The sequence below is a fragment of the Mycobacterium novum genome, from assembly GCF_010726505.1.
Lineage (GTDB): Bacteria > Actinomycetota > Actinomycetes > Mycobacteriales > Mycobacteriaceae > Mycobacterium > Mycobacterium algericum.
Genome location: NZ_AP022562.1, coordinates 845,283 through 871,387 on the forward strand (window position 1 = coordinate 845,283; position 26,105 = coordinate 871,387).

A 26,105-nucleotide genomic window follows, 5' to 3' on the forward strand; every position below is an offset into this window, starting at 1 on the left:
CCCAGGCCGCCGAGCGGAGGCCCGCCGGCATCCGCACCGCGTTCCCGGCATCGCTTGGTCAGCCCTAGCCGTCGAGCTGACGCCGGGATTCGGCCATCGCCCGCCTGATCTCGGCGTTCTGCCGGTCGGCAGCGGCCTGCGAACGTTCGTCGCGTTCCTCGACCCGTTGCAGTCGCTCGCGTTCGCGCTGCGCAGTCGCGCCCTCGCGTTCGTCGGCACGCGCCTCGCGGTCGTCCGCGGCTTGTTCGCGGCTGTCGGCGATCTGCTCCCGCTCGTCGGCGATGCGGTCACGTTCGTCGGCGACTCGCTCACGTCTCGAGAGCTCGTCCTCGCGGCGCGCGACAGCCACCTCGCGGTTGTCCGACGCAGCCGGCCGACCGCCGTTGTCGCCGTCGGCGTCGGCATCTTGGTGACCGGCCATGACTCGACCTTAGTCCTGCGCGCGGGCCGGTAACCTGACGCGATGGGTGCGACGCTCGACGAAGGCCCGTTCTTTCACGGCACCAAGGCCGAACTGCGGGCCGGAGACCTGCTCACCGCGGGCCGCCGCTCCAACTACCGGCCGGAAATCATCATGAACCACATCTACTTCACCGCGGTGCGCGACGGTGCCGGACTGGCGGCCGAGCTCGCGGCCGGCGACGGCACGCCGCGGGTGTATCAGGTCGAACCGACCGGTGAGTTCGAGAACGACCCGAACGTCACCGACAAGAAATTCCCCGGCAATCCGACCCGCTCCTACCGCAGCAGCGAGCCGCTGCGGGTCATCGCAGAAGTCGACGACTGGACGCGGCTGTCTCCCAACGCACTGCAGGAATGGCACGACCGGCTGGCCGCACTGCGCGCGGACGGACTCGACGAGATCATCAATTAGTCCGGCCCCGCTCGTCGGCACCAAGTCCGCCGACCAGCTTCTGGAGAAGGGCTGCGCTCCCGGCGGCCAGCGCCAGGTACGGGCCGACGGCGCGCTCGACCGATAGCCACACACCGCCGATCAGCCCGGTCATGCGCCGCTGCCTGGCACGGAGCTTGAGCAGGTAGTGACCGCCGATGCACAGCGCTGCCACCACCACGAAAATCCACAGCAGCGCCGCCACCAGGTAGACCAACTCAACCACCGTCATGACGACGAGCCTCCCCTGCCCCCGTCGCGGTCAGGTCACCGGCAAGACACACGTCGGAGACTTCTGCTCCCGATAGCGCGGCCCGCCGGTATGTCAGACGTTGAACCGGAACTCGACCACGTCCCCGTCGGCCATCACGTAGTCCTTGCCCTCCATGCGCACCTTGCCGGCGGCCTTGGCCGCAGCCATCGACCCAGCCGCCACCAGGTCGCCGAACGACACCACCTCGGCCTTGATGAAGCCTTTCTCGAAGTCGGTGTGGATCACCCCGGCCGCCTTCGGCGCGGTGTCGCCCTGATGGATGGTCCAGGCCCGGGCCTCCTTCGGGCCGGCGGTCAGGTAAGTCTGCAACTTCAGGGTGTGAAAACCCGCCCGCGCCAGCGCATCCAGGCCGCGTTCGGTCTGCCCGATCGATTCCAGCAGCTCCATTGCCGACTCGTCGTCCAGCTCGGCCAGCTCGGCTTCGATCTTGGCGTCGAGGAACACCGCGTCGGCCGGCGCCACCAGCTCGCGCAACGCGGCCACCCGCGCGGAGTCGGTGAGCACCGACTCGTCGGCGTTGAACACATACAGGAACGGCTTGGTGGTCAGCAGGTTCAGCTCACGCAGCGGCGCAGGGTCCACTCCGGCCGAGAACAGCGTCTTGCCGCTGTCGAGGATCTGCTGCGCGGCCACCGCCGCCTCCAGCATCGGCTTGCGGTCCTTGTTGTTGCGTGCCTCCTTCTCCAGGCGCGGCACCGCCTTCTCCAGGGTCTGCATGTCGGCCAGCATCAGCTCGGTGGCGATCACCTCGATGTCGGCCTCCGGATCGACCTTGCCGTCGACGTGCACCACGTCGTCGTCGGAGAACACCCGCACCACCTGGCAGATCGCGTCACACTCGCGGATGTTGGCCAAAAACTTGTTGCCCAGTCCGGCCCCTTCCGAGGCGCCCTTGACGATGCCGGCGATGTCGACGAACGTCACCGGCGCCGGCAGGATCCGCTCGGAGCCGAAGATCTCCGCCAGCTTGGCCAGCCGCGGGTCCGGCAGCGGCACCACGCCCTCGTTCGGTTCGATCGTGGCGAACGGGTAGTTGGCGGCCAGCACGTCATTGCGGGTCAACGCATTGAACAGGGTCGACTTCCCGACGTTGGGCAACCCCACGATTCCCAGGCTCAAGCTCACAGGGAGCCAAGTGTAGAGCGTGCCACGATGCACGGCCGCTGACGCCAGCCGGTACCGTCAGTGTGTGGCAGCGCAGCGGCAGACGTCGGCAGTAGCGGCCGACCACCGTTCGATCCTGCCCAATGCCGCCGGTTTTCCGTGGTGGGGCGCGGTGGCGGTAGCGGTGGTCGCGACCGCGGTCGGGGTGGCGTTCGACGCCGGCTCCGGCGACAAGGAACTGAGCATCGTCTTCTCCGCACTGTATGCCATGGGCTGTATCGCCGCGGTGCTCACCGTGCGGCAATCGGCGGTGTTCACGGCCGTCGTCCAGCCTCCGTTGATCCTGTTCTGCACCGTGCCGGCCGCGTACTGGCTGTTCCGCGGCGGCGGATTCCCGGGCGTGAAGGCCATCCTCATCAACTGCGGATACCCGCTGATCGAGCGATTCCCGTTGATGCTGTTCACCGCCGCTGTCGTGCTGTTGCTCGGAATGGTCCGCTGGTATCTGGGCATGCTGAGCGGCGCGACGACACCCGCATCCGACGATGGCGCCCCACCCCGACGACCCCCGCTCGTCGAGAAGCTGAGCGCCTTGCTCAACGCGGCTCTCAGCCGCGATCCCGCCCACGCCATCGAGCCGTCGGCGGCCCGCAGCCCCCGCGAGCGGCGCCCGGGCGACCGTCCGCGGCGGGCCACCCCGGAAGCTCGGCGCGCCGCTCGAAAGACCGCAGCGGGCCGTCCGGCCGCCCGCTCCGGCGAGCGTCGTCGTGGGGCGAACGGTGCTGTCCCGTCGCGCTCCCGCCACGTGCGGCCACCGATGGACGACGTGCCCGCGACCGAACGCCCGCGCCGGCGGCGACCGGCACCTGATGAGTCGCTGCCGCGGCGGCGGCCGGCCCCTGACTGGCAGGACGCGCCGCTGCGGCGACGCCCTGAGCCGCGATCGAGGGCCGACCGGGATCCCCGGGCGCGCGGCTATCGACCCACCGAGGCACCCGAGTCGCTACCCCGTCGGCGCCAGCCACCGCCGACCGGTCGCGACAACGGCGCCGACAGCACCCACCACCCGGTCTCCCGCGTGCGCTACCGCACCGGCGGCGACGACGACAGTGGCAGGGAGCCCCGCACCCGATCCCGTCAGCCGCGCACCGGAGAATTCGACTCCTGGGAGTACGACATCTGAGCGGCTCCCGACTGACGGCGCGCTAGCGACGGTCGGGCCGGATCTCCCGGGGCAGCGCGAACACCAGTGTCTCGTTGGCGGTCGTCACCGGATACACGGTCTCGTAGCCGTACCCGGCCAACCGCTCCAGTACGCCGCGGACCAGAATCTCGGGCACCGAAGCCCCGGAGGTGACCCCGACGCTCTCCACCCCGTCCAGCCACGACGGGTCGATGTCGTCGGCGTAGTCGACCAGATGGGCGGCGTCGGCGCCGGCGCCCAACGCCACCTCGACCAGCCGGTTGGAGTTCGACGAGTTGCGCGATCCGACGACGATCACCAGCTCGCATTCCGGGGCCATCGCCTTGACCGCGGTCTGCCGGTTCTGGGTGGCATAACAGATGTCGTCGCTGGGCGGGTCCTGCAGCTTCGGGAACCGCTCGCGCAGCTTGACCACGGTCTGCATCGTCTCGTCGACGCTCAACGTGGTCTGTGACAGCCACACCACCTTGTTCTCGTCGCGCACCTGCACCGAGGCCACCGCGTCCTGACCGTCGACCAGCTGGACATCGTCGGGGGCCTCACCGATGATCCCGACGACCTCTTCATGGCCGGCGTGGCCGATCAGCAGGATGTCGTAGCCGTCCCGGGCGAACCGTTTGGCCTCGTTGTGCACCTTGTTCACCAGCGGGCAGGTCGCGTCGATGACGCGCAGGCCGCGGTCGGCCGCCAAGTCGTGCACGCTGGGCGCGACACCGTGCGCGGAGAAAACCACCATCGCGCCTTCGGGCACCTCGTCGGCCTCGTGGACGAAGACCACACCCTTGTTGGTCAGCGTGTCCACCACGTGCTTGTTGTGCACGATCTCGTGGCGGACATACACCGGTGCACCGTGCTTCTCCAGCGCCCGCTCCACCGTCTCGACGGCCCGGTCGACGCCCGCGCAGTAGCCGCGGGGCTCGGCCAGCAGCACCCGCTTACCGGCCGGGGCGGCGCCCAGCGACGCGGCGGAACTGCCTGGACTGTTAGCGGTCTCCAAATCGAGGGTGGGGGACATGGCACCCAGGGTACGGTCTGGCGTCGCACGACCGCCAGCTCACGCACGCCCCCTCGGTACTTGGCGATGAACGGCAGGTAAGGCAGGCTGGTGGCCATGGCTACTGCACCCTTTGGCGTCCGGCTTCTGGTCGGCGCGGCAACCGTCGCCGTCGAGGAGACGATGAAGCTGCCGCAAACCATCCTGACCTACCCGATGACACTGGCCAGCCAGGCCGCGCACGCCGTGATGCGCTGGCAGCAGAACATCGCTGAGCTGGTCAACAAGGGCGACTCCACCCTCGAGTCATTGTTCCCGCCCAAGGACGAGCAGCCGGAGTGGGCCACCTTCGACGAAGACACCGACGACGGCGTCAACGGCGCAGAATTCGGCGACACGGCGGTTTTCGATGGTTTCGATGACGCCGATTCCGGCCCGCGTACCGAGGGGCGGTTCGCGTTGTACTCGTTCAGCGAGGGCGGCGATGACCGGCCCGCATCTCGTGGCGAGACGGACGTCACACCGGCCGGGAGCAAGGCGGACGCGGCCGTGCCCACACCCGACCTGGTCGACGAGCTCGACTACGGCAACCTGACCCTGGCCCAGCTGCGGGCCCGGCTGGCCTCGCTCAGCGTCGACGAGCTGGAGACCCTGCTCGGCTACGAGGAGGCCACCAAGGCGCGTGCACCGTTCCAGACGCTGCTGGCCAACAGGATCACCCGCACCACCACGAAGTGAGTGCCCCCGCGCCGGGCAACTCCGCCGAGAACCCGTTTCCGGTCCGCGCGGTCGCGATCCGGGTCAAAGGCTGGATCGACCGGCTCGGCTCGGTGTGGGTGGAAGGCCAGCTGACCCAGATAAACCTGCGCCCCGGGGTCCGCACGGTCTTCATGGTGTTGCGCGATCCTGCCGCCGACATGTCACTGACGGTGACGTGCACCCCCGAGCTGGTGGCCGGCGCCCCGGTCAAACTCACCGAGGGCACCCAGGTGGTGGTCTGCGGGAAACCCAACTTCTACACCGCGCGGGGCACTTTCAGCTTGCGGCTCAGCGAGATTCGCGCTGTCGGGATCGGCGAGCTGCTGGCCCGCATCGAACGGCTGCGTCGACTGCTCGACGCCGAGGGGTTGTTCGACCCGCGGCTCAAGCGGCCCCTGCCGTTCCTGCCGGCCACGATCGGCCTGATCACCGGCCGGGCCAGTGCCGCCGAACGGGACGTGATGACGGTCGCCGGCACACGGTGGCCGGCGGTGCGTTTCGCGGTGCGCAACACCGCCGTGCAGGGGCCCAATGCGGTGACTCAGATCGTCGAAGCGCTGCGCGAATTGGACGCCGATCCGGAGGTGGACGTGATCGTGCTGGCCCGCGGCGGCGGCAGCGTGGAGGATCTGCTGCCGTTCTCCGACGAGACGCTGTGCCGGGCGATCTCGGCCTGTCGCACCCCGGTGGTGAGCGCGGTCGGCCACGAGCCCGACAACCCGCTGTGTGACCTGGTCGCCGACCTGCGAGCAGCCACCCCCACCGACGCGGCGAAGATGATCGTCCCGGACGCGTCCGCCGAGCAGGCACTCGTCGATGACCTGTGCCGGCGCAGCGCACAGGCCGTGCGCAACTGGGTGGTGCGCGAGGAGCGCGTGCTGGCCCAGTTGCGCAGTCGCCCGGTGCTGGCCGATCCGCTGCGGGCGCTGATCGAGCGCGCCGAGGAGGTGGGGCGCGCCCTGGCCGCGGTGCGCCGCGATATCACCCGATTGATCGCCGTACAGACCGAGCGGGTCGGGCACCTGTCGGCGCGGCTGGCTACCCTGGGCCCGGCCGCCACCCTGGCCCGCGGCTATGCGGTCGTCCAGACCGTCAGCGGCACCGACGGGCCGCCGCAGGTGTTGCGGTCGGTGCGAAGCGCTCCGGCCGGCACCCGGCTGCGGATCCGGGTCGCCGATGGAGCGATCGCCGCTACCAGTGAAGGGCACCACGATGACAACTGAGGAACCCGCCGCCACGAGGCCCGTTAGTGACCTCGGCTACGAGCATTGCCGCGACGAGCTGATCGAGGTGGTGCAACGGCTGGAGCAGGGCGGATTGGATCTCGATGCCTCCCTGAGCCTTTGGGAACGGGGCGAACAGCTGGCTAAGCGGTGTGAAGAGCACCTGGCCGGGGCCCGCCGCCGGGTGCAGGATGCCCTGGCCGCCGAGAACGGCGAGGACGAGGGGACATGACCTGCGCGCGGGAAGCCCACAAGAACTGAAACACGTTCAGTTATGCTCGCCCGATGGGTGATCCATCGCTGACGACCGAGCTCGGCCGGGTCCTGGTCACCGGGGGCTCCGGTTTCGTCGGGACCAATTTCGTCAAGACGCTGCTTGACCAGGGCTACCAGGTGCGGTCCTTCGACCGGGCGCCGTCGCCGCTGCCCGACCACCCCGGCCTGCAGAAGCTCGAAGGCGACATCTGCGACCCGCAGACCGTCGCCCAGGCGGTCACCGACATCGACACCGTCTTCCACACCGCCGCGATCATCGATCTGCAGGGCGGCGCCAAAGTCACCGACGAGATCCGGCGCCGCAGCTTCGCGGTCAACGTCGACGGCACCAGGAATCTGGTTCAGGCCGGACAACGGGCCGGGGTGAAGCGCTTCGTCTACACCGCGTCCAACAGTGTCGTGATGGGCGGTAAAGCCATCTCCGGTGGCGACGAGAACATGGCCTACACCACCAAGTTCAACGACCTCTACACCGAGACCAAGGTCGTCGCCGAGAAGTTCGTGCTGGGCGAGAACGGTGGCCCGGACGGCCAGGGCATGCTGACGTGTTCGATCCGCCCGTCGGGCATCTGGGGCAACGGCGATCAGACCATGTTCCGCAAGTTGTTCGAAAGCGTCGTGGCCGGTCACGTCAAAGTGCTCATCGGCAGCAAGAACGCCAAACTCGACAACTCCTACGTGCACAACCTGATTCACGGTTTCATTCTGGCCGCACAACATCTTGTTCCGGGTGGAACGGCGCCCGGCCAGGCTTACTTCGTCAACGACGGTGAACCGATCAACATGTTCGAGTTCGCCCGCCCGGTCATGGAGGCGTGCGGCGAGCGCTGGCCGCGGTTGCGGGTTTCCGGGCGGATGGTGCGCGATGTGATGGTGGCGTGGCAGTGGCTGCACTTCCGGTTCGGGTTTCCGCAACCGCTGCTGGAACCCGGTGCGGTGGAACGGCTTTACCTCAACAACTACTTCTCGATCGACAAGGCCCGCCGCGATCTGGGCTATCAGCCGCTGTTCACCACCGAGCAGGCGATGACCGACTGCCTACCCTACTACAAAGAACTCTTCGAGCGGGTCAAGGCCGAAGCGCATCCGCACCTGGCGACCGTGGTGGCCGAGCCGCATCCGGAGTAACCATCGGCTCACCGGCCAGTTTCTCCCAACAGGTACCGCCGACCGCACTTTCACGGAAAGATCGCGTGGGTTGAGGAGGTGCCCGTGAATACGGTGCTGGTGACCGGCGCATTCGGCCTGGTCGGTTCGGCGGTGGTACGACGGCTGGCTGCCGACGGCCGCGGCGTGGTGGCGACCGATCTCGATATCGCGGCCAACCGCGAAGCAGCGGCCAAGCTGCCGAAGTCGGTAGAAGTGCGCTACGCCGACCTCACCGACCCGGCAGCGGTCGACGACCTGGTCAGCGCCGTCCAGCCCGCCGCGATCATCCACTTGGCCGCGGTGATCCCGCCGCTGATCTATCTGCGCCGCGAGCTGGCCCGCAAAGTAAATGTCGAGGCCACCGGTCATCTGCTGGCCGCGGCAGCCGGTCAGCCGCAGCCGCCCCGCTTCGTGCAGGCCTCCAGCATCGCGGTGTACGGCTCGCGCAACCCGCACACGGTCTCCGGGGTGCTGACCGCCGACACCCCTACCAACCCCGCCGACAGCTACGGCGACCACAAGGTGCAGGCCGAGCGGCTGGTCCGCGACTCGCAGCTGGACTGGGTGATCCTGCGGCTCGGCGGAGTGCTCACCGCCGACCCCGGGCCCTACGCCAAGCTCGACAACCTCTACTTCGAGCAGTTGCTGCCGGCCGACGGCAGACTGCAAACCGTCGACGTCCGTGACGTCGCCGCGGCATTCGTGGCAGCCACCACCGCACCGGTCATCGGCGAGACCCTGCTGATCGGCGGTGACGACACCCACCGCCGGCTCCAGCGCGACGTGGCACCGGCGATGGCCGCCGCGATGGGCTTGGTCAACGGGCTGCCCGCGGGGCTGCCCGGCGACCCCGACAGCGACGACGACTGGTTCAGCACCGACTGGATGGATTCCAGTCGCGCCCAGGACGTTCTCGGCTTCCAACACCACTCGTGGCCACAGATGTTGGCGGAGACGGCGGCGCAGGCCGGCCCGGCGCGCTACCTGCTGCGGGTGGTCGCCCCACTGGCCCGGCTGGTACTGGGGTGGCGGGCCCCCTACTACCGCTCCGGCAAGAAGTTCGCCGACCCGTGGGGAGCCATCACCGCCAAGTGGGGTGACCCGCGCCCGTGAACTCCGACTTCAGCCCCACCCAGCGACGTGCGCTGGCGGTCTTCACCGTCATCGCGCTGGCGTTCGGCGCGTATTTCCTGCGCACGTTTTTCGTGCTGATCGTGGTGGCCGCGGTGGGCGCCTACCTGTTCACTCCGCTGTTCCGTGCGCTGTGCCGGCGACTGCCGGTCGGGCTGGCGGCCACCGGCACGCTGCTGGCGGCGTTGATCGCCGTGATCGTGCCGGTCGGACTGACGATTTTTTTGGCCGTCATCCAGATCACCCGCACGGCCAACGACGTCGCCGAATGGGTGCAGGCCACCGACCCCAACGCGCTCGGCGACAAGGTGCTGAAGTTCGTCAACGGCCTGCTGGAACGGATTCCGTTCGTGCACGTCCAGCTGACGATGGACACGTTGCGTGAGGCGATGGTGAACGTGGCGCAGCGCGGCGGGGAGCTGCTGCTGCAGGTTCTGCAGGGCGCCGTCGGGGGCGTCGTCGGGGCGATCACCGCGGCGATCATCTTCTTGTACGTCTTCCTGGCGTTGCTGACCCACCGGGAGGAACTGCAGACCCTGATCCGCCAACTCAACCCGCTCGGCGCCGAGGTCACCGATCTGTACCTGGCCAAGATGGGGTCGATGGTGCGGGGCACCGTCGGCGGGCAGTTCGTGATCGCGTTCTGCCAGGGGGTGGCCGGGGCGGCCTCGATCTATGTCGGCGGATTCCATCAGGCGTTCTTCATCTTCGCGATCCTGCTGACCGCGTTGTCGGTCATCCCGCTCGGCGGGGGCATCGTGACCATGCCCTTCGGTATCGGCATGGCGCTGTTCGGCAACGTCGTCGGCGGGGTGTTCGTGGTGGCGTTCCACCTGATCGTGGTGACCAACATCGACAATGTGTTGCGCCCGATCCTGGTGCCGCGCGATGCCCGACTCAATTCGGCGCTGATGCTGCTGGCCGTCTTCGCCGGGATCGGCATGTTCGGCTTCTGGGGCATCGTGATCGGTCCGGTGGTGATGATCATCATCGTCACCACCATCGACGTCTATCTGGCCGTGTATCACGGCGTGGAGTTACAGACCGGCGACGCGGAGCCGAAGGGCCGCCGACGCCGGCGGCTGCGACGCAAGGCGGTTACGGAGCCAGCCGCTCGGTGAGGAACTCCACGACCCGCTTGCGGGCCGCATAGGTCGGATGCCCCTCGACCTCACGGACCTGATCGGTGAGCACGGAGTGCGCCAACCGGGAGATACCGTGCGGGTTGCCGGGCGACGAATCGATCTCGATGACTTCGAATGCCTCCCCGAGGCGGGCCTTGAGCGTGCCGAAGCGTTCTCGCGGCGCCATCCAGTCCTCGCTGAACCGCAGTCCGATCGCACACAGCCCCTCATTGGCGGCGCGGTCGGCGACCACGCCGAGTTCGACCTCGGACAGTCCGGCGTCACGGCGCTGCTTGGGCGTCAGCGACAACGGCACCGATGGTTGGCTGAGCACCGGCGCCAACACGGCGTCGTCAACGGCGGCGGCCAACGCGAAGCCACCGGTGAAGCACTGCCCGATCACCCCGACACCCTTGCCGGGGGTCTGCTCGTTGAGGTCGCGGGCCAGCGCCCGCAGGAACGCGGTCACCGGGCGTTGCGCGTTGGTCGCAAACGCGGTGAACTCCCGGGTCACGCAGACCCGCGCCAGCGTGGACGCCGCATAGCCGGGGGTGATCGCTTTGCCCGGCGTGCCGAACAGCGAGGGAATCGCCACGGTGAACCCGTTGTCCACCAGGTGGTTGCCCAACCCGAGCACCGCCGGGTGGATGCCGGGGATCTCGGGAATCAGCACCACGCCCGGCCCCTGCCCCTTGCGGTACACGTCGTGGGTGAATCCGCCGCCGGTGAACGGGGTCGGGGTCCAGCCGGTCAGGTCGGCTTCGGGTGCGGTCACGGACGATCCTTTCGGCGGTCGGGCAGCGGCGGCTGCGACTGGGTGGCGGCCGCCAGGGCGCGGAACTGCTCGACGCCCCCCGCGCCGGTGATGGCGAGCTGGGCGGCACCGGTCTTCCCGGTCAGCCGGGTGGTCCACACCGGGTCGCTGTCGCCCTGATACACCACCCAGCGGGTGCCGTCGACGTCCTCGGTGCCGGTGGGGTGCAGGCCGGGATGGATCGATTCGACCAACGCGGCCTCGTCGGCGTTGCTCTGGGTCAGGCTGATGTACATCCCGGTCGGGCCGACGTAACCGACCCTGGAGGTGACCGCCCGCAGCCGCTGACCGGCAGGATCGGTGCGCCCGTCGGTGATGCTGCCGCGGCTGCCGGAGTTGGGTTGCCAGTCTTCCGGCAGCGCCGGCAGCCGGACCGGGAACCCGAGCGTCTGAGCGTCGGCGTTCAGCGCGGCTACGGCGTCGTAGGACGGCACCGGCCCGGCCGACATGCCACCGGGGCGAAACGAGCAGGTCCCGGCCAGACCGGCCAGCACTATGCAGGCCAGGACCAGCGGGGCGATCGACCAGAACATGTCGCGGCCGTCCTGCAGCAGACGGGGCTTGGCGGGCCTTGGGCCAAGGCGGGGTGCCGGAACGGTCGGCTGCGGGGGCTCAGAGGTCACGTTGCCAGTATCCCAGCTCAGTGGTGTTGATCCGGCTCTGGGAGAATCAACAGCCGTGACTGGCATGACGGGACCATCTCGACGAGAAGCTCCGGACCGCAACCTGGCCTTGGAGCTGGTGCGGGTGACCGAGGCCGGCGCCATGGCCGCCGGCCGGTGGGTGGGCCGCGGCGACAAGGAGGGCGGCGACGGCGCGGCCGTCGACGCGATGCGCGAACTGGTGAACTCGGTGTCGATGCGCGGAGTCGTGGTCATCGGTGAGGGCGAGAAGGACCACGCGCCGATGCTCTACAACGGCGAAGAGGTCGGCAACGGCGACGGACCCGACTGCGACTTCGCTGTCGACCCGATCGACGGCACGACCTTGATGAGCAAGGGCATGCCCAACGCCATCTCGGTGCTGGCGGTCGCCGAGCGCGGCGCGATGTTCGACCCGTCGGCGGTGTTCTACATGAACAAGATCGCTGTGGGCCCCGAAGCCGCCGACGTCTTGGACATCACCAAACCGATCGCCGACAACATCAAGGCCGTCGCCAAGGTCAAGGGCCTGTCCCCGCGCGATATGACGGTGTGCATCCTGGACCGGCCTCGACACGCGCAGCTCATCCACGATGTGCGGGCCGCCGGGGCGCGGATCCGGCTGATCACCGACGGCGACGTGGCCGGGGCGATCGCGGCGTGCCGGCCCGAGTCGGGCACCGACATGCTGGCCGGGATCGGCGGCACCCCGGAGGGCATCATCGCCGCAGCGGCGATCCGCTGCATGGGCGGGGAGATCCAGGCCCAGCTGGCGCCCACCGACGACGCCGAACGCCAGAAGGCCCTCGACGCGGGCTATGACCTCGACGAGGTGCTGACCACCGAACACCTGGTCTCCGGCGAGAACGTGTTCTTCTGCGCCACCGGCGTGACCGAAGGCGACCTGCTCAAGGGAGTGCGCTACTACCCCGGCGGCTGCACCACCCAGTCGATCGTGATGCGCTCGAAGTCCGGCACCGTCCGGATGATCGAGGCCTACCACCGGCTGTCGAAGCTCAATGAGTATTCGGCGGTCGACTTCACCGGCGACGCCCACGCCGCCTACCCCCTGCCCTGACCGCCGACCGAGGACTGAAGAACCTATGAGCAACACCGAGTACCGCATCGAACACGACACCATGGGCGAGGTCCGGGTGCCGGTGAACGCGTTGTGGCGCGCGCAGACCCAGCGCGCGGTGGAGAACTTCCCGATCTCCGGTCGCGGCCTGGAGCGCACCCAGATCCGGGCGCTTGGCCTGCTGAAGGGCGCGTGCGCGCAGGTGAATGCCGACCTGGGCCTGCTGGCCCGGGAGAAGGCCGACGCGATCAAGGCCGCCGCCGCCGAGATCGCCGACGGCAAACACGACGACCAGTTCCCCATCGACGTGTTCCAGACGGGTTCGGGCACCAGCTCCAACATGAACACCAACGAGGTGATCGCGTCGATCGCGGCCGCCAACGGGGTGACGGTGCACCCCAACGACGACGTGAACATGTCGCAGTCGTCCAATGACACCTTCCCGACCGCCACCCACATCGCGGCCACCGAGGCCGCGGTGCGTCACCTGATCCCGGCACTGCAGGAGCTGCACGACGCGCTGGCCACCAAGGCCACGCAGTGGCGCACCGTGGTCAAGTCGGGGCGCACCCACCTGATGGACGCCGTCCCGGTGACGCTGGGTCAGGAGTTCTCCGGCTACGCCCGGCAGATCGAGGCGGGCATGGAAAGAGTGCGCGGGTGCCTTCCGAGGCTGGGTGAGCTGGCGATCGGCGGCACCGCCGTGGGCACCGGCCTCAACGCCCCGGAGGGCTTCGGCGCCAAGGTCGTCGAGGTGCTGGTCGCCGAGACCGGGATTTCCGAGCTGCGCACCGCGGCGAACTCGTTCGAGGCCCAGGCGGCGCGCGATGGCCTGGTCGAGGCGTCCGGGGCGCTGCGCACCATCGCGGTGTCGCTGACCAAGATCGCCAACGACATCCGCTGGATGGGCTCGGGCCCGCTGACCGGCCTGGCCGAGATCCAGCTTCCCGACCTGCAGCCGGGTAGCTCGATCATGCCGGGCAAGGTGAATCCGGTGCTGCCCGAAGCGGTCACCCAGGTGGCGGCCCAGGTGATCGGCAACGACGCGGCGATCGCCTGGGGCGGCGGCAACGGCGCCTTCGAGCTCAACGTCTACATCCCGATGATGGCCCGCAACATGCTGGAGTCCTTCAAACTGCTGACCAATGTCTCGCGGTTGTTCGCCGAGCGCTGCATCGTCGGGCTAATCGCCAATGAGGAGCACCTGCGCGAGCTGGCCGAGTCGAGCCCGTCGATCGTGACGCCGCTGAACTCCGCGATCGGCTACGAGGAGGCCGCCGCGGTGGCCAAGCAGGCCCTCAAGGAGCGCAAGACGATTCGGCAGACCGTGATCGACCGCGGGCTGATCGGCGACAACCTCTCGGAGGCCGAGCTCGACAAGCGTCTCGATGTGCTGGCGATGGCCAAGGTGAAGGACACCTAAGCAACCCCATGGTCGTCGAACCCGCCGGGTCCGCTGGGCCCGTGGTGGGGCGAGCGGCGTTGGCGAAGGTGACTCGTCGCCTCATCCCTTTTTTGGCGCTGCTCTACTTCATCAATTACCTCGACCGCGTCAATATCGGCTTCGCCGGCCCCAACGGCATGAACGACGAGCTCGGCATGACCGCGACGATGTTCGGGTTCGCGTCGGGGATCTTCTTCCTCGGCTACCTACTGCTGGAGGTACCCAGCAACATCGCGCTGCACCGGTTCGGCGGCCGCCGCTGGCTGGCCCGCATCATGCTGACGTGGGGAATCGTGAGCACCGCAATCGCTTTCGTTCCCAACACGACAACGCTGGTGGTGCTGCGGTTCCTGCTGGGGGTGGCCGAGGCGGGGTTTTTCCCGGGCATCATCCTCTACCTCACGTTCTGGTTCCCGGCGAAGCAGCGGTCGCGGGCGATCTCGCTTTTCATGGTGGCGGTGCCGGTCTCGACGGCGATCGGATCGACGTTGTCCTCACTCGTCATCGACTGGGGACAAGGGGTTTTCGGTCTCACCGGGTGGCGCTTCATGTTCCTCGTCGAGGGGTTGCCCGCGATCGTGATCGCGTTCGCGTGCTGGTTCTATCTGACCGACCGCCCGGCGGACGCACACTGGCTCTCCAACGACGAGAAGCAATGGCTGGAAACGACATTGGCGAATGAGCGCGCGGCCGCCGAAGCCGGTGAGCACTGGGGGCTCAAGAAGGCACTCAGTCATCCCCGGATGCTGGCGCTGGCGTTCGTCTACTTCGGGATCGTCTACGGGTTGTACGCCGTCGGGTTCTTTCTGCCCAGCATTGTGGCGGGGTTCGAGCAGCAGTACGGCAGCCAACTGAGTCTGATCGGGCGCGGTATCGTGACCGCGATCCCCTGGACTGTGGCCGCCGTCGTGATGGTGCCGTGGGCACGCCATGCCGACCGGACCGGCGAACGCATCTGGCATGTGGCGATCCCGGCGATCGTCGGCGGCGTGAGCATCCCGGCGGCACTGTACCTGGCCAACCCGTATCTGGCGATGCTCACGATCACGGTGTCGACGTGCTCGATCATGTGCGCGATGCCGGCCTTCTGGGCGTTGCCGTCGACGTTTCTGACCGGGACCGCGGCGGCCGGGGGCATCGCCTTGATCAATTCGCTGGGCAATCTGAGCGGCTTCGGCGGCCCGTATGTCACCGGCTGGCTGACAGATCTGACCGGCGACCCCAAGGTGGCACTGTGGGTGATCGGCGCAATGTCCCTCGCGGCGGCCGCAATGGTGGTTGCTCTCGGCTGCGCCCCTACCAGACCAGCGGCGCCAGAAACTTCTTCGCGTAAGCGCTGACCGCCTTGCCGTCCCGCGGATCGAGCACCGATGTCGGCACCTGGGCGATCGAAGCAGCCAGCCGCACATGCAATTCGGCGGCAGCCACCAGATCGGCGTCGGGCATGGTGGCGCCGGCAGCGCGCAACGCCTTGGCCATCGCGTTCGACGCGCCCGACAGGAACGTCTCCGCCTCCCGGTACATCCCGGTGATCATCGGTACGCCGCCGTCGAGCCGGAGCAGCTTTCGCACCACCGGATCTGTGGTGAGCAGTCGCAACCCGGCGCAGAACGCCGCTACGGCGGCGTCGCGCGGCCCGGAATCCACCGCGACCGTGCGCAGCTGAGTCATCGCATTGTCGAAAGCCCGGCGGCCCAGCTCGGTGATCAGCGCGTCCCGGGTCGGGAAACGCCGGTACAAGGTGCTGCGGCTGACCCCGGCCTGACGGGCGATGACATCGAGGCTGGCCCGCCCCACCCCGACCAGGCCCACCTCCTCGGCGGCCGCCTTGAGAATGGCGGCCTCCTGCTCAGCCGGGCTCGCGGTACTTCGTCGCGATGACATCGCTACCAGTGTGTCATCCCATCGGGCAGCCGGAGGGCGCGAAAGAGTCCAGCGCGACCGACCGGTGCAGCTTCACCAGCTTCTCGTACTGCAAACGGTTGTAGGCCAGCGGTACCAGCACGAGTCGATCGGGCAGGACCCGCCAGGCCAGCTGCGCCAAGTGCGTGTAGAGGGCGAACTCCGCATCGTGGCGTGGCTGCCACCCGAAGCCGGTCAACTCGCGGACGCCGGGGTGCATGATGCCGAACGAACAGATCTTCACCACGCGGCCGGCTCCGGCGCTGAGTACCGACCACAGCGGACCGGCGGCGGCCCGAACCGGAGCCGGCAGCGCCGAGGGCAGCGGTAACCGGCCCAGACCGGCGGTGACCCGATCCAAAAACGGGTTGGCCTGCAGGTCGGTTCGCACCATCTCGTCGTAGTAGGCGGCGGCCTCGGCGTAGCTCGCCGGGAACTTGGCGGCCTTGCCGGGCAGCTCTATCGCCCGGAACGCCTCCAGCAGTTGCAGGTAGGCCGCCTCCCGCTCGGCGTCGTTCCACTCGATCCCGGTGACGGGGGTGAACGAATTGAGGGTCACGAACATGCCGCTGACGGCGATCCAGTTCCACAGCCGCGGGCTCAGCGCGCTGTAACGGACACCGGCGAAGTCCCCCTTGCCGTGGCCATGAACGTCGCGATGCATCCGCTTGAGGCGTTCGCCCTCGGCGGCGCGATCCTCGGCGTCGCCCCAGATGGCAAGCAGCGCAGAGAATCCGCTGCGGATGGCGCGATCGGTGAAGTTGCGCTCGAAGCGCCCCGTCTTGTCCACCGCGGCGGCCACCGGAACCAGCGCCACCTCGTCGAAAGCCGCGGCGCCGAACAGCCCGGTGAGCACGCTGCCGGAATGCCTGCGGAACTCGGCCATCACGTTGGGGCGAACGCGGGTGGCGCGGTCGATGCTGGCGACTTTGCCGGCCACTGCCGTCATCTGAGGCCTCCTCGACTCCGACTCCGACACCGATGACACAAAGACTATATTTTTGCGTCAAAGTGTCAATAGTCAGCGCCGCTAGAAGGGCGGTGGGTCGTCGGGGTCGATGGCGGGGGCTACTTGGGGGAACCAGTCGGCGTAGCGGTCGGCGCGGCGGGCTTGGCGGGCGTTGCGGTTCTGATTGCGTTCGGTGTTGATGCGTGCTGCCCGGTTCTGGGCGCGGGTGCGCCGGCGTCGGGGCATCATCACGCTGCGCTGCCCGCACCGGTCATCGGGCTGCCGTTGGGTTGGCTGGAGTTGCGCGGTCGGTGCGCACAGGCGGGGGAACAGCAGGGCACTGCCCGGGGTGGTGACGTAGGTCTGCCCTGAGGGTGCGGACAGGATCAGCGTTCCGTCCGGCAGCTGCCTATCTCGCCAGCCCCAAAAGGTTTTCACCAAATGATGTGTGCGGCAATAACATTTGAGGTTCGACGCGTGAGTCGGGCCGCCATCGGCGTAGGGAATCGTGTGGTCGATGTCGCAATCGAGTGCGTTGCGATCACACCCCGGCCAGCGACACGTCAGATCCCGACAGCGCACAAACGCCGCCAATGCCGCCGAGGGCACATAGCCCGCCTCCGGTGGGGCATCACCGGGATGGACCAGCGGTACCAATCGCGCCGATTTGGCGAGCTCTTCGACCATCTCCGGTGGCACCAGCCCATCGGCTTCGACCAGCCAGCCCGGCTCGACCCCGGTGCCGTCGATGGTGGCCTGCCCGGCGATGACATGAATGACCGCCGGCGAGGCGCCTGGGCGTCTGCCTGCGGCACAGTCAGGGCGCCCGCAACGACAGCTCAGCCGATCCGCCCGCGCCGCCAAGGCGCCCATCGCATCCGAGCGGCGCTCATCACGACTACGCGGATCGTGCTCGCACACCGTGGCCGCCAACCCATCCAAGGCCTTGCCCAGAGCACGGGCATCGGTGGTGAACAGGCTGCCGTAGATCTCCGAGATCCCGCCCTCCTGGTCGCTGAAGGCGATCTCGCGGTGGGCGGCCCGTTCTTTGCGCCGGCGCACCGCATCGGCGTCGGCTTTGGCCACGATCTTATCGATCTTGCCGGCCAGCCGGCCTGCGGTCAGCGAGGGCCAGCGCGTCACCTTGAGCGCCAACTCGGCATCGACGGCCGCCAGCACCTCACGATCGGTGATCAACTCGGTGCGGTAGACGATGGTCTGGAATAACCGAAGATCGATATCGCCGGCTTTGAACACCTCGGCGACTTTGGGCAGCTGCTCGCGCATGGCCCGGGCATACCGCAACCGGCTGCCGGCCAGCGCTTGGCTGATCCGCAGCGCCGCGGCGACCTCGGCGGTGACCGCTGCGGTGGTGTCGATCGCCCAGTCCTCGGTCTCGCTGCAGCTGCTCAACCGCAGCGCGAACAACTCCCCGATCGCCACCAGATGTGCCGCCGCCGCTCGATTCTCCGCCCGCGCGGAAGCGCAGATCTGATCCACCAATGCCGTCGACTCCGGCGTCGTACGCGGATAACGCTGCACAAACCACGCACTGAACTCCGCCACCGACCCCGGCGTAGGCGGTCGCGACCTCGACGGTTCGAACATACTTTCGATTGTACCTGAGCCCCACGACCGCTGCCGCGGGATCACGGCGTGACGATGTTGAACCAGAACGGGAACGTATCCAGCAGCCCCATGAACTCGTCGAAGGCGCCGCGGTTGCCGTCGATGGTGATCCGGTTCGTCGCGATGGCCTCGTCCAGGGTGAGGTTCTTGAGCTCGATGTCATCGAGCGTCGTTTTGGTCAGGGTCAAGTTGGCGTCGGCGCCGGGTACCGGCTCGGCCGCGTAGTTGAGCACCGCGTTCTCCACCGTGAGGCCGTACTCGGACTTCAGATCGGTGAACTTCATGTTGAGGATGATCTTCTTTCCGGCGGCCTTGGGCCCGTTGAGACGCACCGCCAGGTAGTCGAACAGTTTCTCCGGGGGCATCGCCCGGATGGTGTCCGGGCTGGCGGTGTCGGTGGCGGCGATGTCCGGTACACCGTTGCGCAGTTCGGCCGCCCCCTGCAGATACTCAGAACGCCACGGCCCGGACTCGGCCTGGTAACCGAGTTGCTCGTAGCAGTCCGCCAGCAGGTTCTTGCCATCGACGCTGTCGGGGTTGGCGAACACGACGTGCTTGAGCACCATTGCCGCCCAGCGGTAGTTCCCGGCGTCGAAGTCGCCCTTGGCCTTCCGGAGCACGGCGTCCTCGCCGCCCATGTACTCGAGATACTTGGCGGCGGCGTCGGCCGGCGGGAGGTCGTTCAGGTCGGACGGATTGCTGTCATACCAGCCCATGTAGCGCTGGTACACGGCCCGGGAATTGTGGCGCAGGGTGCCGTAATAGCCACGGTTCGGCCAGAACTCGTTCAGTTCGGGAGGCAGCGCGATCTCTTCGGCGATCTCCGAGCCGATGTATCCGTGGTTCATCAGCCTTACCGACTGGTCGTGGGTGTACTTGTAGAGGTCACGCTGGCGTTTGAAGTAGTCGATGATCTTGGCGTTGCCCCACATCGGCCAGTGGTGGCTCTGAAACTTGACCTCGGTCTGCGGCCCGTACAGCCGGATGGTCTCGTCGATGAACGCCGCCCAGATCAGCGGGTTGCGCACCTGCGCGCCCCTTAACGTGAGCAGGTTGTGCATGGTGTTGGTGGTGTTCTCCGCCATCCACATCGCCTTGAACTGTGGGAAGAAGGTGTTCATCTCGGTGGGCGCCTCGGTGCCGGGCGTCATCTGAAACACCATCTCGACGCCGTCGACGGTCAGCTTCGTCCCGGTCGTGCTGATGATGTCGGTCGGGATCACCAAGGTGGGTTTGCCGGTTGAAATGGTCTGCCCCAGGCCTGCATTGACCCCGCCCTGAGCGTCGCGCGGCAGCAACGCGCCATACATGTAGACCGCGCGGCGGGACATGGCGTTGCCGGCGATCACGTTCTCGTCGACGACGTCTTCGACGAAGTTCGCCGGCGCGATCACCTTGACCTTGCCGGCGTCGACGTCACCCTGGCTGATGATGCCGCGCACCCCTCCGTAGTGATCGGTGTGCGAGTGGCTGTGCACGACGGCGACGATCGGCCGCTCCCCCAGGTGCTGGTTCGCCAGATCCAGTGCGGCACGCGCGGTCTCCGGGGAGATCAACGTGTCGAACACGATCCAGCCGGTGTCGCCTTGGATGAAGGTGATGTTCGACAGGTCGTAGCCGCGCACCTGATAGACGCGGTCGACGACCTTGAACAGGCCGTAGTTCATGCACAGCTGCGCATTGCGCCACAAGCTGGGGTTGACGGTGTCCGGCGCCGGCTTGTCGTCACCGATGAATTTCTGGTAGCTCTCCAGCTCCCAGACGACCTTGCCGTCGGCATCTTTGATGGTCAGGGTTTCGGGGCGCGCGATGAGATTGCGCTGGGCGTCCTCGAAGTCGCCGCGGTCGTTGAACGGCAGCGCGTTGCTGACCCCGGCGTTGGCGGCCTTGGTCGCCGCCGTGGCCGGCTTGACCTTGTTGTCGGTCGTCACGGCCCCGCCGACAGATAATTTGTCCTGGCATGCAGCGGCTAGCGCGGACGCTGCCGCAGCGGTGGCGCCGACGGCAGCGAAACGACCGAGAATCGCACGTCTGGTGAAGTCAGTCATGCGTGCCGATTCTGTCACGCTCCGTTGTTCGGGCCCCCCGAATTCGCCCCGGCAATATCGGTGATCGGGAAGTTCGGCATCGGCGGCGGCGACGGCGTCGCCGGCAGTGACGGGATGTCGGCGGCCGGGATGTCGTGTAGGTCATTGACCGGCGGCCCGTTCTCCCGGCCGCCGTACACGCTGCCGGGTGCGCGCGGGCCGAGCAGCTCGCCGACGGTAACCATGTGGTAGCCATTGGCTTTGAGCACCGGCAGGAACTGATACACCAGATCGACCGTGGACGAATAGGTGTCGTGAAACAGCACCACCGCGCCGGGCTTGATCTGGGTCATGAGCATGTAGCGGGTGGCGGCGGTGTCGGCGTCGTTGATCCAGTCGAATGGGATGACGTCCCAGAGGATGCCGGCGAGCCCGAAGCTGGCGGCCTGCTGATTCACCGCATCGTCGGTCAGCCCGCCCGGTGGGCGCCACAGCGTCGGCGTGACCCCGGTGGCCGAGCGGATGGCGTCGTTGGCCTTCGCGAACTGCGCGGGCACGTCGGCGGCCGGGATCTCGGTCATGTTCGGGTGTTCCCAGGTGTGGCTGCCGATCTCCATCCCGGCCTCGGCGATCCGCTTGGCGCCCGCGGGGTCGGCCGCGACCTTGTTGCCGATCAAGAAGAAGGTAGCGTGCGCGTCGGCGTCGCCGAGGACCCGCAACAGCCGGTCGGTGTAAGGCGAGGGCCCGTCGTCGAAGGTCAGTGCCACACACTTGACGACGGCGCAGTCGACCGGGTTCGCCGCAGCCTGGTGCGCGTGACTGGTGCAGGCGCCGAGCAGCGCGACCACCATCGCAACGAGACCGGCACGCACACGTTTTGCCATTGGTAGTCAGGGGTGCGGCGTCTGCCGAGCAGACCCGGTTCCCCATCCCCTTTCAATCCATGCGTGCGGCTTTCCCGCACACGGTTCCCGATGATCTTCGTGCATGGTCACGCTGCCTTCGGGTAACGGATGGTGCCGCGAACCCGGTACAGGCCGCCCCGGTTGAACCCCTCTCCTCGGTCCGCGGGTCGGCTTGGTCAGCACGCAGATTACGGACCCGCTTCTCAACCATCAAGCGAAACAGCCCCTTGGTGTATCAGTCGACCTGGTGGAACTCATCGACCGCGGTCGCGGCGGTGAGGCGGTCAACGGGGAACGAGGCAACCGTGAGGCCGCCGCACTCACGGGAATTTCCGATAATTTCCTCAGCTTTCCCTTGCGCCGGGATCCCCAGTGTGGTTACAGTCACATGACGTTACAAGCTGTAATGACAATACGGTAGCTCTTTTGCACAGGAGGTCGCGACCATGGCAGTCCAACGAGCGACAGAGACGAGAACTCGCGGCGGCAGTCGCAGCCATGGCACCCTGATCGCCGTAGTGGTCGGTTCTCTCGCGCTCGTGAGCCCGTCACCGGCACTCGCCGGCCAGACCACCAGTCCGCCGGTCATGTTGACATCAGCGGGATCGACGTCCGCGATCGACGTGAGCAATGTGATCGCCGAGATTCAGAATCAACTCATCGGCGTTAATGGTGCGCTACCGTTCATGACGCCCGAACGCATCGCCGAACTCCCCAGTTACATCCGGGACATATCGTATTTTCAACTTCTGGGCACTCTCGCCCAAATGAATCCGACCGACCCCACGGTGCGGTTCCCCTACATCACCACCGAAGTCGGCGGAAACCCGATTCAGATTGAAGGCCAGGCCAACCCGGACAACATATTCAATTTCGTCTTCACCCAGCCTGACGGGACCTATGTCATTCACTTCGCCCCGGGGTCCGGTACCGTCGACTTCAATATCACTTCGCAGTACGATTTCTCGCCCAGCAATGTGAACTCACCGCCCGGCGATGGGCTTCAGCTTGCCGATCTGACGCCGAATGCTGACGGAAGTTATACGATAACCGTCAGCCCCACACCGCATGAGGGCAACTGGATCGACTCTGACGGCGCGACCGGGATCTGGATTCGCGATACCGTCCACGACTGGACTACCAGTCCTGGCGTTGTAACCATCGACCGCACTGACGTTGCCGCAACCGATCCCGTCTACACCCCGCTGTCTGACAGCGACGTCGCAGCCCTGCTCGGCCGGATCGCCGACGAACTGCCCGAACACAACCTCAATTCGCAGGTCTTCTACACCCCTCCTCCCAACCTGCCCACCCCCGACAACGGAGTTATTCCGTTTATACCGACGAACATCAATGGTGGTCTGCCGGGCCAATTCATGTCATTCGGAAATTTCAATCTGGAACCGGGGCAGGCTCTGATCCTCAGGGCCCCCGAGATTGATGCCACGTACTACAACATCCAGCTCTCTGACCCCGTGGGTCGTTTGTTGCCATTCCAATACGCGCAGACCAGTCTCAACGATATCCAATCGTTCCAAGCATCAGATGGAAACACGTACTACGTAATCAGCGCCACTAATCCGGGTGTCCCGAACTGGCTGGACACAGGAGGCCTCAGCAGTGGCGGGATATTCCTCCGCATACAAGGACCGGAAGGCCCGATACCGACCGGCCCACTGCAAGCCGAACTGGTACCGGTGGCCGACATCCGGGACTACTTGCCGGCCGACACTCCAGTCGTCACACCGGAACAGTTCGCTGCACAACTCGAGTTGCGCGCCTTCTCCCTGGAAAACCTGCTGTCCTTGAGCAAAGACTCCAGCTGGATCACCACCACTCTCCAGATCGACGACATCAAGGCTGCAATAGGGTCGGGAACCTTCGATCAGCTGTTCGGGACACAAGATTCCTACGTCTCGCTGGCCGATCGATTCACCGATGTCTTCGATCCCTCGACTGCCGTGCAGAACATCATCAACAACCCGCTGGGCAGTATGAGCGCGGTCGTGCAATCCCTACCGCAGGCTTTCAAGGAGCTGGAGTACCCGCTGATTTTGGCCATGGCGCGTGGCGCGAGAGCACTGGCCGACACCTTGCAGTCGATGGACGGCGGTATGTCTTCCGGCAACGGCTTCGATCTGTTCTCCGCGTTGACTCAATCCTTCACGGACCCGAACGGCTTGGCGTCGGTGTTTGCGCAGACCCTCTTCGATCCCGGCACCAGCATCACGGCGGGTCTTCTCAACGCGCGCGACGCCATTCAGTTCGCCTTGGTGACCGGCGTGCACGACACTCCCGGCCTTTGGCAGCTGGCGACGGAAGCGCAGGAGTCGCTGGCCCAGATCACCGCGATGTTCAGCCATGACTTTGCGATGGGGATGGACCTGGTGGATCAGTTACTCGGCTTCTAGCGCAGTCGGCGGCTCGGAGTTGATGTGCCGCATAAGCGAATCAGCGTTTCAGGATGCCGTACAAAAGAAGGTCGGTCAGCGAATCGATGTAGGCGTCCAGATCGGACACGTCTCGAATACACATCGCGTGGATCGCCGCACCCGAAACGACGTCGAGCAACGTGCCTGCGTCAACCTGGCGTAACGTTTCGGCGTTGCGCTCCACGAGCGATTTGAATGCCGCGCTGACGCCGACCGAATGTCGCTCACCGAGTTTGGACTTCAGCTCCGGGTCGGAGCGCATATCGGCCAAGAGGCCCGGAAACGCCTCCCTGGCCTCCGGTTGCGACATGAACGCGAGGATGCCGGCGATCGCGCCGGTGATCTCCGGGAACGGCTCCGCTGAGGGCTCTACGTGCGGAGCGCTGGCGGGGTACACAGCGTCATAGACAACGTGGGCCTTTGACGGCCACCGTCGGTAGATCGTCGGTCGGCTGACCCCGGCCGCATCGGCGATCGCATCGATTGAGGTTCCGCGGTAACCGCGTTCGATGAGCAGTCGACGCGTTGCCGCAAACACTGCCGGGTCGATCTCGGGGTCACGGTAAGGGCCCAGTCGATGCTTGATGTCAGACCGGGCCATGCAGCCTCCGTTAATCACTGGTCCGGCAGTGAGCGGTCGGTATCAGTTGCGCCCCTGCCCGGTACGGAAATGGATCTTCGCCCCTATGATCGCATTTCAACTGGGTGACCGCCCAACATGTGGATCTATACCCGGGCCCATTCAGCGGCTGCCGCTGCGCTTTCCTGCTGCGAGGACTGCGTAACAACTGTCCTGGCCCCGCCGAGACGCGAAGTCAACGCAGCTCGGGGCCGCTGATCTCCTCGAGCATCTCGGTGACCAGTGCGGCGATCGGCGAACGCTCACTGCGCAGCAACGTGATGTGCGCGAACAGTGGGTGACCCTTCAGCTTCTCGATCACCGCCGCGATGCCGTCGTGGCGCCCGACCCGAAGGTTGTCGCGCTGGGCGACGTCGTGGGTGAGCACCACCCGCGACCCGGTTCCCAGCCGCGACAACACCGTCAGCAGCACGTTGCGTTCCAGCGACTGTGCCTCGTCGACGATCACGAACGAGTCGTGCAGTGAGCGGCCCCGGATGTGGGTAAGCGGCAGCACCTCGAGCATGCCGCGCGACAGCACCTCCTCGAGCACCGCCGGGCTGGCCAGGCCCTCCAGGGTGTCGAACACCGCCTGGGCCCACGGCCCCATCTTCTCGTTCTCGCTGCCGGGCAGGTAGCCCAGCTCCTGGCCGCCGACGGCGTAGAGCGGACGGAACACCACGACCTTGCGCTGGGTCCGCCGCTCCAGGACGGCCTCCAGGCCGGCGCACAGCGCCAGCGCGGATTTGCCGGTGCCCGCCTTGCCGCCGAGCGAGACGATGCCGACCGATTCGTCGAGCAGCAGATCCAGCGCGACGCGCTGCTCGGCGGAGCGCCCGCGCAGGCCGAAGGCCTCCCGGTCGCCCCGGACCAACTGCACCCGCTTGGCGGCATTGACCCGGCCCAAGGCGTGCGAGCTGCCACCGAGCAGCCGTACCCCGGTATGGCACGGCAGGTCTCGCGCCGCGGCCAGGTCGATCTCGCCCTCGTCGAACAGCGCGTCGATGTCGTCGACGGATGCCTCGACCTCGTCCATCCCGGTCCAGCCGGAGACGATGACGTCCTGGGCGTGGTATTCGTCAGCGGCCAGACCCACCGCAGCGGCCTTGACCCGCAACGGAATGTCCTTGCTCACCAACGTAACTCGCCGTCCCTCGGCGGCGAGGTTGGCGGCGCAGGTCAGGATCCGCGAGTCGTTGTCCTCGGTGCGAAACCCTGAGGGCAACACCGCAGGATCGCTGTGGTTGAGTTCGACGTGCAACGTACCGCCCTGTGTCCCAACGGGGATGGGCTGATCAAGACGACCGTGCTCCAATCGCATGTCGTCGAACAGGCGCAGCGCCTGGCGAGCGAACCAGCCGAGCTCATGGTGGTGGCGTTTGGCCTCCAGCTCGCTGATCACCACCAGCGGGACGACGACTTCGTGTTCGGCGAACCGGGTGCAGGCCCACGGGTCCGACAGCAGCACAGAGGTGTCGAGCACGTACGTCCGGATATCAGGCACTGAGCGCTCCAGCGGTGAGGGCGCGCGCGAC

General features: G+C 67.0%; 25 protein-coding genes. 12 read left to right on the forward strand and 13 right to left on the reverse strand.

Annotated elements, in window-relative coordinates; translation table 11 throughout:
- Window positions 1-64 precede the first annotated feature (64 nt).
- Window positions 65-421: a hypothetical protein gene (locus G6N19_RS03835; protein WP_013828007.1), complete on the reverse strand. Its 357-nt coding sequence runs from the start codon at window positions 419-421 to the stop codon at window positions 65-67.
- 42 nt (window positions 422-463) lie between these two features.
- Here G6N19_RS03835 and arr point away from each other — a divergent pair, with 42 nt between their 5' ends.
- On the forward strand, window positions 464-874 hold the full coding sequence (arr, locus tag G6N19_RS03840) for an NAD(+)--rifampin ADP-ribosyltransferase (protein WP_013828006.1): 411 nt from the start codon (window positions 464-466) through the stop codon (window positions 872-874).
- Here the strand turns inward: arr and G6N19_RS03845 are convergent.
- Together G6N19_RS03845 and ychF are read right to left on the reverse strand one after the other, a co-directional pair.
- On the reverse strand, window positions 867-1,124 hold the full coding sequence (locus tag G6N19_RS03845) for a hypothetical protein (protein ID WP_013828005.1): 258 nt from the start codon (window positions 1,122-1,124) through the stop codon (window positions 867-869). The two genes, arr and G6N19_RS03845, sit on opposite strands and share 8 nt — an antisense overlap.
- A 93-nt stretch (window positions 1,125-1,217) precedes the next feature.
- Window positions 1,218-2,291, reverse strand: a complete 1,074-nt coding sequence (gene ychF / locus G6N19_RS03850) for a redox-regulated ATPase YchF (protein WP_193465797.1) — start codon at window positions 2,289-2,291, stop codon at window positions 1,218-1,220.
- A 64-nt stretch (window positions 2,292-2,355) separates the two neighbouring features.
- Between ychF and G6N19_RS03855 the strand changes: the two genes are divergently transcribed.
- Window positions 2,356-3,453, forward strand: coding sequence for a DUF6542 domain-containing protein (locus G6N19_RS03855; RefSeq protein ID WP_193465798.1), 1,098 nt, complete (start codon window positions 2,356-2,358; stop codon window positions 3,451-3,453).
- Window positions 3,454-3,475: 22 nt separating this feature from the next.
- On the opposite strand, the gene G6N19_RS03860 is transcribed toward G6N19_RS03855, so the two are convergent.
- Window positions 3,476-4,489: a 4-hydroxy-3-methylbut-2-enyl diphosphate reductase gene (locus G6N19_RS03860; RefSeq protein ID WP_193465799.1), complete on the reverse strand. Its 1,014-nt coding sequence runs from the start codon at window positions 4,487-4,489 to the stop codon at window positions 3,476-3,478.
- Between the two features lie 96 nt (window positions 4,490-4,585).
- On the opposite strand from G6N19_RS03860, the gene G6N19_RS03865 reads away from it, so the two are divergent.
- The 6 genes from G6N19_RS03865 (at window position 4,586) to G6N19_RS03890 (ending at window position 10,127) form a co-directional block, all read left to right on the forward strand.
- Complete coding sequence (locus G6N19_RS03865; protein ID WP_041317335.1) at window positions 4,586-5,206, forward strand: lipid droplet-associated protein; 621 nt, start codon at window positions 4,586-4,588, stop codon at window positions 5,204-5,206.
- On the forward strand, window positions 5,203-6,450 hold the full coding sequence (gene xseA / locus G6N19_RS03870) for an exodeoxyribonuclease VII large subunit (RefSeq protein WP_193465800.1): 1,248 nt from the start codon (window positions 5,203-5,205) through the stop codon (window positions 6,448-6,450). The genes G6N19_RS03865 and xseA overlap by 4 nt, the downstream gene beginning before the upstream one ends.
- Window positions 6,440-6,682: an exodeoxyribonuclease VII small subunit gene (locus G6N19_RS03875; protein WP_041317332.1), complete on the forward strand. Its 243-nt coding sequence runs from the start codon at window positions 6,440-6,442 to the stop codon at window positions 6,680-6,682. Before xseA ends, G6N19_RS03875 begins: the two co-directional genes overlap by 11 nt.
- 53 nt (window positions 6,683-6,735) lie before the next feature.
- Complete coding sequence (locus G6N19_RS03880; protein ID WP_193465801.1) at window positions 6,736-7,854, forward strand: 3-beta-hydroxysteroid dehydrogenase; 1,119 nt, start codon at window positions 6,736-6,738, stop codon at window positions 7,852-7,854.
- A gap of 84 nt (window positions 7,855-7,938) precedes the next feature.
- Complete coding sequence (locus tag G6N19_RS03885; protein ID WP_193465802.1) at window positions 7,939-8,988, forward strand: NAD-dependent epimerase/dehydratase family protein; 1,050 nt, start codon at window positions 7,939-7,941, stop codon at window positions 8,986-8,988.
- Window positions 8,985-10,127 carry an AI-2E family transporter gene (locus G6N19_RS03890; protein ID WP_193465803.1) on the forward strand — a complete coding sequence of 381 codons (1,143 nt, stop codon included), beginning with the start codon at window positions 8,985-8,987 and terminating at the stop codon, window positions 10,125-10,127. Before G6N19_RS03885 ends, G6N19_RS03890 begins: the two co-directional genes overlap by 4 nt.
- On the opposite strand, the gene G6N19_RS03895 is transcribed toward G6N19_RS03890, so the two are convergent.
- Window positions 10,105-10,905 carry a dienelactone hydrolase family protein gene (locus tag G6N19_RS03895; protein ID WP_013827995.1) on the reverse strand — a complete coding sequence of 267 codons (801 nt, stop codon included), beginning with the start codon at window positions 10,903-10,905 and terminating at the stop codon, window positions 10,105-10,107. The genes G6N19_RS03890 and G6N19_RS03895 overlap by 23 nt on opposite strands.
- On the reverse strand, window positions 10,902-11,567 hold the full coding sequence (locus G6N19_RS03900; RefSeq protein WP_049792850.1) for a DUF4245 domain-containing protein: 666 nt from the start codon (window positions 11,565-11,567) through the stop codon (window positions 10,902-10,904). Before G6N19_RS03900 ends, G6N19_RS03895 begins: the two co-directional genes overlap by 4 nt.
- Window positions 11,568-11,631: 64 nt before the next feature.
- Between G6N19_RS03900 and glpX the strand changes: the two genes are divergently transcribed.
- The 3 genes from glpX to G6N19_RS03915 are packed head-to-tail and all read left to right on the forward strand — an operon-like array spanning window position 11,632 to window position 15,447.
- Complete coding sequence (gene glpX / locus G6N19_RS03905; RefSeq protein ID WP_085975697.1) at window positions 11,632-12,663, forward strand: class II fructose-bisphosphatase; 1,032 nt, start codon at window positions 11,632-11,634, stop codon at window positions 12,661-12,663.
- Window positions 12,664-12,688: 25 nt separating this feature from the next.
- On the forward strand, window positions 12,689-14,086 hold the full coding sequence (locus G6N19_RS03910) for a class II fumarate hydratase (RefSeq protein WP_193465804.1): 1,398 nt from the start codon (window positions 12,689-12,691) through the stop codon (window positions 14,084-14,086).
- A gap of 8 nt (window positions 14,087-14,094) precedes the next feature.
- Window positions 14,095-15,447, forward strand: a complete 1,353-nt coding sequence (locus G6N19_RS03915; RefSeq protein ID WP_197912080.1) for an MFS transporter — start codon at window positions 14,095-14,097, stop codon at window positions 15,445-15,447.
- Here the strand turns inward: G6N19_RS03915 and G6N19_RS03920 are convergent.
- The 5 genes from G6N19_RS03920 to G6N19_RS03940 form a co-directional block, all read right to left on the reverse strand.
- A complete protein-coding gene (locus G6N19_RS03920) occupies window positions 15,404-15,991 on the reverse strand; it encodes a TetR/AcrR family transcriptional regulator (RefSeq protein WP_013827990.1) in 588 nt (195 codons plus the stop codon). The two genes, G6N19_RS03915 and G6N19_RS03920, sit on opposite strands and share 44 nt — an antisense overlap.
- Before the next feature lie 13 nt (window positions 15,992-16,004).
- Window positions 16,005-16,958, reverse strand: coding sequence for an oxygenase MpaB family protein (locus G6N19_RS03925; RefSeq protein WP_193465806.1), 954 nt, complete (start codon window positions 16,956-16,958; stop codon window positions 16,005-16,007).
- A gap of 81 nt (window positions 16,959-17,039) precedes the next feature.
- Window positions 17,040-18,566, reverse strand: a complete 1,527-nt coding sequence (locus G6N19_RS03930) for an HNH endonuclease signature motif containing protein (protein WP_193465807.1) — start codon at window positions 18,564-18,566, stop codon at window positions 17,040-17,042.
- A 41-nt stretch (window positions 18,567-18,607) separates the two neighbouring features.
- Complete coding sequence (locus tag G6N19_RS03935) at window positions 18,608-20,518, reverse strand: alkyl/aryl-sulfatase (RefSeq protein WP_193465808.1); 1,911 nt, start codon at window positions 20,516-20,518, stop codon at window positions 18,608-18,610.
- A 131-nt stretch (window positions 20,519-20,649) separates the two neighbouring features.
- A complete protein-coding gene (locus G6N19_RS03940) occupies window positions 20,650-21,498 on the reverse strand; it encodes a polysaccharide deacetylase family protein (RefSeq protein ID WP_041317321.1) in 849 nt (282 codons plus the stop codon).
- A gap of 467 nt (window positions 21,499-21,965) precedes the next feature.
- On the opposite strand from G6N19_RS03940, the gene G6N19_RS03945 reads away from it, so the two are divergent.
- The gene (locus G6N19_RS03945; protein ID WP_013827985.1) at window positions 21,966-23,930 is read left to right on the forward strand and encodes a DUF1214 domain-containing protein; all 1,965 of its coding nucleotides are present in this window, start codon (window positions 21,966-21,968) and stop codon (window positions 23,928-23,930) included.
- Between the two features lie 40 nt (window positions 23,931-23,970).
- Here the strand turns inward: G6N19_RS03945 and G6N19_RS03950 are convergent, their stop codons facing one another.
- Complete coding sequence (locus tag G6N19_RS03950) at window positions 23,971-24,552, reverse strand: TetR/AcrR family transcriptional regulator (RefSeq protein WP_013827984.1); 582 nt, start codon at window positions 24,550-24,552, stop codon at window positions 23,971-23,973.
- A gap of 214 nt (window positions 24,553-24,766) precedes the next feature.
- Window positions 24,767-26,074 carry a PhoH family protein gene (locus tag G6N19_RS03955; RefSeq protein ID WP_041317316.1) on the reverse strand — a complete coding sequence of 436 codons (1,308 nt, stop codon included), beginning with the start codon at window positions 26,072-26,074 and terminating at the stop codon, window positions 24,767-24,769.
- Window positions 26,075-26,105 lie beyond the last annotated feature (31 nt).